Annotated in this window: 12 protein-coding genes; 4 read left to right on the plus strand and 8 right to left on the minus strand. The window is 64.4% G+C overall.

Annotated elements, in window-relative coordinates:
• Together EOA33_RS12290 and EOA33_RS12295 are read left to right on the plus strand one after the other, a co-directional pair.
• Nucleotides 1-560, plus strand: a 560-nt coding sequence (locus EOA33_RS12290) for a GNAT family N-acetyltransferase (RefSeq protein WP_348628232.1), incomplete at its 5' end; no start/stop codon positions are given.
• Between the two features lie 15 nt (nucleotides 561-575).
• A complete protein-coding gene (locus tag EOA33_RS12295; RefSeq protein ID WP_126055296.1) occupies nucleotides 576-872 on the plus strand; it encodes a DUF1330 domain-containing protein in 297 nt (98 codons plus the stop codon).
• An 80-nt stretch (nucleotides 873-952) separates the two neighbouring features.
• Here EOA33_RS12295 and EOA33_RS12300 read toward each other — a convergent pair whose 3' ends face one another.
• Together EOA33_RS12300 and EOA33_RS12305 are read right to left on the minus strand one after the other, a co-directional pair.
• Nucleotides 953-1,588, minus strand: a complete 636-nt coding sequence (locus EOA33_RS12300) for an ankyrin repeat domain-containing protein (RefSeq protein WP_126055295.1) — start codon at nucleotides 1,586-1,588, stop codon at nucleotides 953-955.
• A gap of 155 nt (nucleotides 1,589-1,743) precedes the next feature.
• Nucleotides 1,744-2,952 (minus strand): MFS transporter, encoded by a 1,209-nt coding sequence (locus tag EOA33_RS12305; protein WP_127405738.1) that lies wholly within the window; start codon nucleotides 2,950-2,952, stop codon nucleotides 1,744-1,746.
• A gap of 293 nt (nucleotides 2,953-3,245) precedes the next feature.
• On the opposite strand from EOA33_RS12305, the gene EOA33_RS12310 reads away from it, so the two are divergent.
• A complete protein-coding gene (locus EOA33_RS12310) occupies nucleotides 3,246-3,665 on the plus strand; it encodes a VOC family protein (protein WP_189347410.1) in 420 nt (139 codons plus the stop codon).
• A gap of 24 nt (nucleotides 3,666-3,689) precedes the next feature.
• Here EOA33_RS12310 and gcvA read toward each other — a convergent pair whose 3' ends face one another.
• Nucleotides 3,690-4,583 carry a transcriptional regulator GcvA gene (gcvA, locus tag EOA33_RS12315; protein WP_127405739.1) on the minus strand — a complete coding sequence of 298 codons (894 nt, stop codon included), beginning with the start codon at nucleotides 4,581-4,583 and terminating at the stop codon, nucleotides 3,690-3,692.
• A gap of 121 nt (nucleotides 4,584-4,704) precedes the next feature.
• Between gcvA and EOA33_RS12320 the strand changes: the two genes are divergently transcribed.
• Entirely contained in the window at nucleotides 4,705-5,409 is a 705-nt protein-coding gene (locus EOA33_RS12320; RefSeq protein WP_127405740.1) for an SDR family oxidoreductase, read from the plus strand.
• Nucleotides 5,410-5,482: 73 nt separating this feature from the next.
• On the opposite strand, the gene EOA33_RS12325 is transcribed toward EOA33_RS12320, so the two are convergent.
• The 5 genes from EOA33_RS12325 to EOA33_RS12345 all read right to left on the minus strand — a co-directional run.
• Entirely contained in the window at nucleotides 5,483-6,376 is an 894-nt protein-coding gene (locus tag EOA33_RS12325; protein WP_127400367.1) for a carbohydrate ABC transporter permease, read from the minus strand.
• A gap of 1 nt (nucleotide 6,377) precedes the next feature.
• The gene (locus EOA33_RS12330) at nucleotides 6,378-7,316 is read right to left on the minus strand and encodes a sugar ABC transporter permease (protein WP_127405741.1); all 939 of its coding nucleotides are present in this window, start codon (nucleotides 7,314-7,316) and stop codon (nucleotides 6,378-6,380) included.
• Nucleotides 7,317-7,425: 109 nt separating this feature from the next.
• On the minus strand, nucleotides 7,426-8,751 hold the full coding sequence (locus EOA33_RS12335) for an ABC transporter substrate-binding protein (RefSeq protein WP_126055289.1): 1,326 nt from the start codon (nucleotides 8,749-8,751) through the stop codon (nucleotides 7,426-7,428).
• Between the two features lie 38 nt (nucleotides 8,752-8,789).
• A complete protein-coding gene (ugpC, locus tag EOA33_RS12340) occupies nucleotides 8,790-9,872 on the minus strand; it encodes a sn-glycerol-3-phosphate ABC transporter ATP-binding protein UgpC (RefSeq protein ID WP_127405742.1) in 1,083 nt (360 codons plus the stop codon).
• 430 nt (nucleotides 9,873-10,302) lie between these two features.
• The coding region (locus EOA33_RS12345; protein WP_127405743.1) for a DUF922 domain-containing protein at nucleotides 10,303-10,752 on the minus strand (450 nt) is incomplete at its 5' end.

A 10,752-nucleotide genomic window follows, 5' to 3' on the forward strand; every position in this document is an offset into this window, starting at 1 on the left:
GAACGGCACGTGGCATTCGGCAGATGGCTGACCAGGAGCTGCAGTACCGGACTGCGACGCGCGACGACATCACGGCGATTTCGGCGCTGATGGCGCTGGCGATCGGCGAGCTGCAAAAACCCTTCCTGAATGATGCCCAGATCGAATCCAGCCGCGCCATCATGGGCCTGGACACGCAGCTTATCGACGACGGAACCTATTTTGTCGTCACCTGCGGAGGAGCGCTGGCGGGCTGCGGCGGCTGGAGCCGGCGCGCCACCCTTTATGGCGGCGACAGGACGCCGGGGCGCAGCGCGGCATTGCTCGATCCCGCCACCGACGCGGCGCGCGTCAGGGCGATGTACACGCATCCCGATTTCGTGCGGCGCGGCGTCGGCCGCCTCATCCTTTCGCTCTGCGAAAATGCGGCGAGGGCAGAGGGCTTTCGCCGTGTCGAGCTCGGCGCGACAATGGCTGGAGAGCCGCTCTACCGGGCCTGCGGCTACCAGCCGGGCGAGAGGATCCTTGACGATCGCGGCGGCGCGCCGGTGCCGATCCTGATGATGTGGAAGACGATTTGAGAAGGAGGGACTGGAATGGCTGCCTATCTCATTGCCGATGTCGACGTCACCGACGCCGCCATGTTTGATGAATACCGGCGCGAGGTTCCGGCGACGGAAGCGCGTCATGGCGGGCGGTACCTGGCGCGCGGCGGCGTGACCCGGGTGCTGGAGGGCGACTGGGAGCCGCACCGTCTGGTCATCATCGAATTCCCCGACATGGCAGCGCTGACCGCCTGGTACGACTCGCCTGAGTACGAGCGGCTGAAGCAGATCCGCTTCCGCTGCGCCAACACGCGCATCATCGCGACCGAGGGCGTGCCGCCGGCCTGACGCCTGCCACCGAACAGTGCGCGGCGGGTTCGTCGGCGCCGGCCTGCGTCAGGATATGTGGATCGCGGTCGGTCCTGCGCTCACTTGCCTTCGAAGAAGCTGTGGATCGCCGCGTCCAATGTCTCGATGAACAGGGCGTTGCGGGTGCTGCCGGCCCAGATCAGCGCATTGAGCCGCATCTCCTTGTTGAGGAAGTTCACCTGCCTGGTCGCCAGCAGATACTCCGCGACCTCGTAGTGCCGTCCCTTGATGGCCTCGATGAGCGCGCTGTTCCGTCCGGTCTTGTCGGCCAGATTGACGTCGGCGCCATGCTCGACCAGCAGCCTGACGACGTCGAGATGGCCGTTCCTCGCCGCTTCGATCAGCGCCGTCCTGCCGTAATAGTCGGCGCGCGCGTTGATATCGATCTGCGGATGTTTCACCAGCGCCTGGATGCATTCGAGGTGACCCTTGGCGGCGGCCAGGCTGAGCGGCGTGCTCTTCCATTTATTCCGGGAATTGACGTCGATCGCCGGATACGCGATCAGGGCTTCGAGAGCCGCCATGCGGGCATTGTGGGCGGCAAGGTGCAGCGCCGACCAGCCGCCTTCATCGGTCTGGTTGATGTCCGCCCCGGCCGCCAGCTCCGTGCGCACGGCCTCGGCGTCGCCTCTTTCGGCTGCGGCCAGCAGATCGGACCAACCCCTGGCGTCTTCGGCTTCCAAGCCTGCGGTCACTGCAATGTCCCCCGGAATCATGGGATCACGCCGACCCGCGCCGGCATGCATCGGCCCTTGGCGGAGTCTTTCATACTCGCCGGCGTCCGGCAATTGGATTTCACGCCAACGGACCGGCGATCCCGATGATCGGGACCGCCGGGCGCCTTTGAGGACTACGCCATCTGCAGCCGCTGCTGGCTCGGCTGCGGCGGGAAGGCAATCGCGATGCCGGCGGCCCCCAGCCCGACCAGCGCCGAGCCGATGAACAGCCAGGAATAGCTGGCATAGGCGTCATAGATCATGCCGCCGGCCAGCGGCCCGAACGCCATGCCGAGGCTGGACAGCATGGTGGCGGCGCCGAATACGGTGCCGATGATGCGCGGTCCGAAATATTCGCGCGCCAGCACCGCGTAGAGTGGCATGACGCCGCCATAGGTGGCGCCGAAGATGACGGCCAGCACATAGAACTGTTCGAGCCTGCCGACCGTGAGATAGGCGGCGATCACCGCGGCCTGGATGACGAGCCCGGTGATCAGCACCGGCTTGACGCCGAGACGGTCGCCGAGCACGCCGTAGAGCAGTCGGCCGCCGAGCCCGGCGAGCCCCTCGACGCTGTAAATCGAGACGGCGGCCATCGGTGCCACGCCGCAGGCCATGGCATAGCTCACCATGTGGAAGATCGGTCCCGAATGCGCCGCGCAGCAGGCGAAGAAGGTCATGCCCAGCACGAGGAATTGCGGCGAGCGCAGCGCCTGGCCGACGCTCAGGCCGGGATCATCCGTGACGGCCGCCGGCGTACCATCGGCTGCTGCGGCGGCGGCCGGCGGCTGGCGCACCAGGAAGGCCACAGGCAGAAGCAGCACCCAGGCCATGACGCCGATGTCAAACATGGCGGTGCGCCAGTCATAGGCGGTGATCAGCCAGCGCGCGAAGGGCGAGATGGTCATCGGCGCCACGCCCATGCCGGCCGATACCAGCGACACGGCGAGGCTGCGGTTGGTGTCGAACCAGGCGGTGGTGAGCGCGATCATCGGCGCGAAGAAGGCACTGGCCGCAAGCCCGACCAGGACGCCATAGGTGAGCTGGAAGACGATGAGCGAGCCGGTGCGGCTGGCCAGCACCAGCGCCAGCCCCAGCAGCAGCGCGCCGGCGAAGACGACGGGGCGGGCGCCGACGCGATCGTAGATGGTGCCCCAGGCGAAGCCGCCGAGACCCATCACCAGAAAATTCAGCGTCATCGCGCTCGATATGCCGGCGCGCGACCAGCCGGTGTCGAGCGACATCGGCTCGAGAAAGATCGCCAGCGAAAACATCGCGCCGATGGCGACGCAAGTCATCAGCGCGCCAGCCGCGACGATGACCCAACGATAGGAAAGCTTCATGTTCTTCTCCCATGCCGGAAGCTAGAGTTTGTCGACACAGCGCAACCGTTTTTCGAGCTTCGTCACGCCGTTTGCGACCCAAGGACGTTGGTGCCAGGGCCGATCCGACAATCCGGTTGCATTTTTTAATCAGATTTTTGGCACGGGTGATTTTTGCTGCCGCCTGAAAAGTTGCGTTGCTTCACAGCTCCTGTGCCCCACCGTCTTCTCTAGTGTCAGTAGCATGCAATACCCGACATTGACCGGAGGTTGGTCCCTTCTAGATGATTGACCAGTCAAACCAGGAGGACACCATGGAACTCTATCGCGGCCGGCTCATCGACCACATCCAGCTGGTGGTGCGCGACCTGAAGGCGAGCCGGCGTTTCTACGGCGCGGTGCTCGAGGTGCTGGGCATTCCGGTCGGCGGCGAGGCCGAGGATTATTTCTGGGCCGATGAACTCTTCGTCTCCAGCGTCGACAGCCGCGCCGCCCAGGGCGTGCTTACCGGCCGCCATCATCTTGCCTTCCAGGCCAAGGACCGCGCCATGGTCGACGCCTGGTACAAGGCGGGGTTTGCGGCCGGCGGCAAGGACAACGGCGCGCCTGGCGAGCGCCCTTACCACCCCGGCTACTACGCCGCCTTCCTGCTCGACCCTGACGGCAACAACATCGAGGCGGTGTTCCATGGCGAGGCGAAGCGGAGTGCTGCCGCGGTGGAGATCAGTTTCTAGGTCTGTCACCCAGGCCTTGAAGTTTCAGCCCGCATCGCTCGCATCCAGCAGCCATTGCCGGACGGCTTGCGTTGGTTCTGGATGCCGCTGCTTGCGCGGCATGACGACATGGAAATCCTGGGTGCCGCGCATGTCTCCCTGGACTGGCTGCACCAGCCGTCCGGCGGCAAGGTCGGCGGCGACGAGGAAGCGGCTGGCAAGCGCGATGCCCTGGCCGGCGATGGCGGCGTCGATCGCCAGGGCCGTCTGGTTGAAGCGCATGCGCTTGGCCTCCGTCGCCATCTTCAGGCCGAGCACCTTTTCCATGAACTCCGGCCACAGATTGTGGGCATCGTGCAGCAGCATATGATGCTGGATGTCCGCCGTAGCGATTTCGCCGGCGCCGGGCGGCAGCAGGGCGGGGCTGCAGACGGCGATGACCAACTGCGGGAACAGGAGGTCGACGACGAGGCCGGGACCGAAGGGCGCACGGCCCTGCCGGACCGCGATGTCAACGCCGTCGGCCTGGAAGCTCGACAGGCTTTCGGTGGCAAGGATGCGCAGGTCGACCAGCGGGTTGTGCGCGACGAAGTCCGGCAGCTTCGGGATCAGCCATTTGGTGGCGAAGCTGGGCGTCACGCTGATCGTCAGCCGCGCCGGTTCCGGCCGCAGCAGCGCGGTCGCCTCCGAGATCAGCTCGAAGGCGCGCCGGATGCTGGGCACATAGGCGCGGCCCTCGTCGGTCAGCGCCAGGCCGCGCGGCAGCCGCTCGAACAGCTTCGCGCCGAGGCTGGCCTCAAGACCCCGGATGTGCTGCGCCACCGCGCCCTGCGTCACGTTGAGCTCATGCGCGGCGAGCCGAAAGTTGAGATGCCGCGCCGACGCCTCGAAGGCGCGCAGCGCATTGAGCGGCGGCAAGCGCAGGAAGGCTTCGGGCATCGTGCAGTTTTTCTACAGTCCGATTTCAGGCTTTCTGGTTCGAACCAGCGGCGAAAGTCGAATATAACACGTTGTGATCAATGGTGGTACGGGCCGAAAACCAATCCGGAAGGAAGACGCAATGAGTGTAGAAAAAGTAGCGGTCGTCGTTGCCGGCGGCAGCGGCATGGGCGCGGCGGCGGCAAAGCGCCTGGCCGCCGACGGCTTCAAGGTCGCGATCCTGTCGTCCTCCGGCAAGGGCGAGGCGCTCGCCAAGGAACTCGGTGGCCTTGGCGTCACCGGCTCCAACCAGTCGAACGAGGATCTGCAGCGTCTTGCCGACCTGGCGCTCGAACGCTTCGGCCGCATCGACGTGCTGGTCAACAGCGGCGGCCACGGACCGCGCGCGCCGATCCTCGAGATCACCGACGAACAATGGCACACCGGGCTCGACGTCTACCTGATGAACGTCATCCGGCCGGTGCGCATCGTGGCGCCCCACATGGTCAGGCAGAAGGCCGGCGCCATCATCAACATCTCAACGGCGTGGGTGGTCGAGCCGAGCCCGATGTTTCCGACCTCGGCGGTGTTCCGGGCCGGCCTTGCCGCCTACACCAAGATCTTCGCCAACACCTACGCCGCCGACAATGTGCGCATGAACAACGTGCTGCCCGGCTGGATCGACAGCCTGCCCGCCACCGAGGAGCGCCGTGACAGCGTGCCGATGCAGCGCTACGGCACCAGCGAAGAGATCGCCGCGACCATCGCCTTCCTCGCCTCCGACGGCGCCGGCTACATCACCGGCCAGAACATCCGCGTCGACGGCGGCATCATCGCCGCGATCTGACGCCCATCGACCCGCGGGGGGATGCGCCCGGCCTGCCGTTGCGCATTGGCGGCAAGCCGCTCGCGGCAGGCCGTCATTCCTTCACCGCGCCGGTCATCGAGGAAACGTAGTGCTCGACAAAGAACGAGTAGAGCACCACGACCGGCAGCGAGCCGATCAGCGCGCCCGCCATCAGCGCCCCCCATTCGTAGACGTCGGAGCGCACAAGTTCGGTCAGCACGCCGACCGGCACGGTCTTGTTCTCCGACGACTGGATGAACGTCAAGGCGTAGATGAACTCGTTCCAGGACAGGGTGAATGCGAATATGCCGGCGGAAATCAGGCCCGGCACCGACAGCGGCAGCACGATCTTGGTGAGGATCTGCAGCCGGGTCGCTCCGTCTATGAGCGCGCATTCCTCCAACTCGAAGGGGATGGAGCGGAAATAGCCCATCAGCAGCCAGGTGCAGAACGGGATCAGGAACGTCGGGTAGGTGAGGATCAGCGCGAACGGCGTGTCGTAGAGCCCGAGGTTGAACACCATCACCGACAGCGGAATGAACAGGATCGAGGGCGGCACCAAATAGGCGAGGAAGACGGCGAGACCGACCTGCCGCGCTCCCGAAAACCTCAGCCGTTCGATCGCATAGGCTGCCAGCACCGCCGCCAGCAGCGACAGGAACGTGGCGGCGGTGGAGATGATGACGGTGTTGAGCAGCCAACCGGGATAGGACGTCTCGAAGAGAAGATAGCGGATGTGCTGCAACGTTGGATGCACGACCCAGAACGGATTGAAGTTGGCGTAGTCGGTCATCTCGACATTGGGCTTAACCGCCGTGATCGTCATCCAGTAGAACGGAAACAGCAGCACGATGATGAACACCAGCAATGGCAGATAGACCGTCACCACGCGGCGCGGCAGGCTTTGCAGGTAGCCCATGCCGCCTTCATCGGTTTCCGGACGTCTCGGTCTCTTGATCGCGGCCATTTCAGTCTCCGCCGCCTTGCTGCCACTTGCGGCGTTGCAGGCCGAAATAGCTGAACAGAATCGCCGCCAGCAGGAAGGGGATCATGGCGACCGCGATAGCGGCGCCCTCGCCAAGCTGGCCACCTGAAATGCCGCGCTGGAAGGACAGTGTCGCCATCAGGTGGGTGGCGTTGACCGGTCCGCCGCGGGTCAACACATAGATCAGCTGGAAATCGGTGAAGGTGAACAGCACCGAAAAGGTCATGGTGATGGCGATGATCGGCGTCAACAGCGGCAGCGTCACATGGCGGAACAATTGCCAGCGGCTGGCGCCGTCGAGCGTGGCGGCCTCGTAAAGCGATTGGGGAATCGTCTGCAGGCCGGCAAGCAGGGTGATGGCGACGAAAGGAATGCCGCGCCAGACATTGGCCGCGATGACCGAGGCGCGCGCGTTTGTCGGGTCGCCGAGGAAATTGATGCGATGGTCGATCAGGCCCATCTGCTGCAGCGCCCAGGACAGGATCGAGAACTGCGAATCGTAGATCCACCAGAAGGCGATCGCCGACAGCACCGTCGGCACCACCCAGGGCAGCAGCACCACGGCGCGGAAGAACGATTTGAAGGGAAGGTTCTCGTTGAGGATGAGCGCCAGCCAGAGGCCGAACATGAACTTCAGGATCGAGGCGCTGATCGTGTAGAGCAGGGTGTTGAAGACGGAGAGCCAGAAGACGCCGTCGCTCCAAAGGTATTGATAGTTCTCGATACCGATGAAGATGCCGGGGCGGCCGATGCGGGCATCGGTGAAGCCGAGCCAGACGCCGAGCCCGAGCGGATAGGTCAGAAACACCAGGAGCAGCGCCGCCGCCGGCAGCATGAAGCCGAAGCCAAGCGCGTTGCGGCTTTCGCTCAGGCGCGACAGGATCGAAGAACGCTGCTCGACGGCAACGGACGGCACGGCCATGCGGTGGCTCCTCATCAGATGTGGTTGCGTGGCGGCCAAGGCGGCCGCCGCGCGGTTGCGCACCCCTCAGCGGGCAGCGCGCGGTCGCGGCTGCCCGGCCGGGCGGTGATCAAACCCGATAGTAGCGGTTGGCGCGCTTCTCCGCCTCTTCCATCGCCTCCTTTGGCGTCGCCTGGCCGGTCACTGCCTTGGCGAACATGTCGACCAGCACATAGTCGGCCATGGTCGCGGCCGAGGCGTAGCCGAGCGGCCCGGCAAAGCCGTTGGGGCGCAGCGTCGCTGAGGCCTTCGCGTAGGCGGCGTTGTTCGGGTCGGCCTTCCACACCGGATTGTTGTCGAAAGCCTTGAGCGTCTGGCAGCAATAGGCCGACGAGGAGGTGATCCAGTCCGCCATCTGCGGATCCTCGAACATGAACTGCAGATAGGCCTTGGCTGCGTTGGGGTAGGGCGTGTAGTCGAAGATGACGGCGCTGGTCACCTGGAACAGCTCGACGGATTTTCCGACCGGACCGATCGGCAGGTTGGTGGTGCGCATGTCCTTGGCGATTTCGTCCAGTTTCGGATCCTTGTCCTTGTTGACCTTGGCCGTGTTGTAGACGGAAATGCCATTGGCGATGACGCTCACTTCGCCGGCCAGGAAGGCACGGTTGTTGTTGACGTCGAGCCAGCTCTCGGTGCCCGGAATGAAGGTCTTGTAGAGCTGCTGCGCGTATTCGATCGCCTTCAACGTCTCGGGGCTGTTGATCGCCACCTTGCCGCTCTCGTCGACCATCTGGCCGCCATGGCTCCAGAGCAGCCAGTGCGCATAGTTGTTGCCGTCGCCGACGCCGTGGCCGTGCGTGAAGCCGGCAGGATGTCCCTTCGCCTGCAAGGCCTTGCAGAGCTCGAGGAAGCCCGCCGTGTCCTTGGGAAATTCCGCGAATCCGGCCTCCTTCACCCAGCTTTCGCGGTAGACGATGGCATTGCCGATGGTGGCGAGCGGCAGGCCGAGGAATTTGCCTTCCCGGGTCGCGTACTGCTTCGGTCCGTCGTACCAGCCGCCATATTTCGAGCCCAGATACTCACCCAGCTCGGTCACGTCATGCAGCTTGTCGGGGTATTGATGCGGGTCGTCGAACCAGACGAACATCAGGTCGGGACCGGAACCGACATTGGCGGCGACCGCCGCCTTGGGACGGATGTCTTCCCAGCTTTCCTTGTCGACGCGAACCTCGACGCCTGTCGCCTCGGTGAACCGCTTGGTGTTGGCCAGCCACTGGTCCTCATCGCCCTGCACGAAGGGCGACCAGCGCAGCAGCCTGAGCTTCGCGCCGTCCTCCGGCTTGTATTTCAGGCCTTCCTGGGCCAGGGCGGGAGAGCCGACGAACCGGCTCCCCAAGGCTCCCGCCGCCACGCCGGCGGTCGTGCGGATCACGTCACGTCTGGTGAATTTCATGGTGGTCTCCTCCTGTCGGTTTCCTCGCTCAGTCGTTCTTACGGCCTGGTGCGCATCTCGAACCGCTTTCCGGTTTCGCCGTGAAAGAGATGGATGAGGCCGGGCTCGGCCGAGAGCCGGACGGTTTCACCTGGCGTAAAGGAATGGCGCTCCCGGAAGTTCGCGACGATCTCCTCGCCGCCTTCTGTCCGGCCGATGAGCTGCACCTCCGAGCCGGTCGGCTCGACCACCGCGACAGTGACCGCAATCCCCGCGTCGGACAGCCTGAGGTGCTCGGGCCGTATTCCCAGCACCACGGGTTCGCCATTGCTGATCGACGGCGTCGCCGCCAAAGGCACGGAAATCTCGCCTGCGCCGCGAAAGGATGGCGAGCCATCGGTCGCAATCCCGCCCTTGAGCAGGTTCATGGCGGGCGAGCCGATGAAGGAGGCGACGAAGAGATTGTTTGGCCGGTCGTAGAGTTCCAGCGGTGGCCCGATCTGCTCGACGAGGCCGTCATGCATGACGACGATCTTGTCGGCCATGGTCATCGCCTCGATCTGGTCGTGTGTGACATAGACCGTCGTGGTCTTCAGCCGCTGGTGCAACTCCTTGATCTCGGCACGCATCTGCACCCGGAGCTTGGCGTCGAGGTTTGACAGCGGTTCGTCGAACAGGAAGACCGCCGGATTGCGCACGATCGCCCGGCCCATGGCGACGCGCTGGCGCTGGCCGCCTGAAAGCTGGCGCGGATAGCGCGACAGCAAGGGCACCAGCCCGAGGATCTCGGCCGCGCGCCGGACGCCGGCTTCGCTTTCTGCCTTCGAGACACCTTTGAGCATCAGCGAGAACGCCATGTTCTCGGCAACCGTCATATGCGGGTAGAGCGCGTAGTTCTGGAACACCATGGCAACGTCGCGCTCCTTTGGCGCGACGTTGTTGACGACACGCTCGCCGATCGCGATCTGCCCGCGCGAGATCTTTTCCAGGCCGGCGATCATCCTGAGAAGGGTGGATTTTCCGCAGCCGGATGGCCCCACCAGGGTGACGAATTCACCGTCCTCTATGTCCACGCTGACGCCGTGAAGGATCTCGACGCTTCCGAATGACTTGTAGACATCGGCAATCGCGACAGACGCCATCGAAATCCTCCCGGCTGGGTCCTGCGACGTCCGCAAGACTCCATTTTCTTTCTGACATGGCCTTGAAGCGGATCCCGTCAAAACGGCGGGAACCTCAATCCACCACACCAGCCGGCGACAGCTACCAAGGCTCCCCCCTTGGTCACGCGACTGGGCAAACGGTAGCGCTACCAACCCTGCGTGTAAAGCGGCGGTGAGAAGCCAGATCTGCCTAATCGCTCAGGCTCAATGAACGTCGATAGGCCTTGGACGGAAGTCCACGCATGCTGTGCTATTCCAGCGTGTATCGATCTACTGGTAAGCTCGCTGGGGTTTTATAAGCCAATGCTTGAATGGCACCGCACTCCTTCGAATCACGGATCTGCCGATTTTCTCGCCGGGGTGGAGATCGATCATCGCAAATGTTCGGATGACCTTGGCTGAGCTGGGCTCATTCCCCATTCACAAACGCCAGCACCAGCCTCTGCAAATTCCCGCCCGGTCCGAATTCGACGCGGTCGAAATCGCGGCTGGCCTGACGCTGCGCTTGTGAAAGTTCGGCAAGCCGTGCGGTGAGCTCGGTCCTGATCTTCTTGCAGCCGGGGTCGCCGGCGATCGTGAAGCCCACGCTCAGCGCCTCGATCTTTTGCACCATGTCGACGATCTGGGCGCCATGCACCTTCTCATGCGCGGCGAGGCCGGCGGCGAAACTGTCCCAGCGCTTTTGCAGCCCCGCCGTCATCGGCGTGGCTGGCTTCGGCAGCGTGTAGGTGAGGGTGAGCTTCGGCCGCGCCGACTTCAGCACGCAGGCGCCGCCCTCAGGCCGGTAGTCGCGCTGCCAGGTCAGCTTGAAATTGGTATGCGCGATGACGCGCCGTTCGTTGCCTGCACTGGCCTTGCC

The sequence above is a fragment of the Mesorhizobium sp. M4A.F.Ca.ET.050.02.1.1 genome, from assembly GCF_003997725.1.
Classification (GTDB): domain Bacteria; phylum Pseudomonadota; class Alphaproteobacteria; order Rhizobiales; family Rhizobiaceae; genus Mesorhizobium.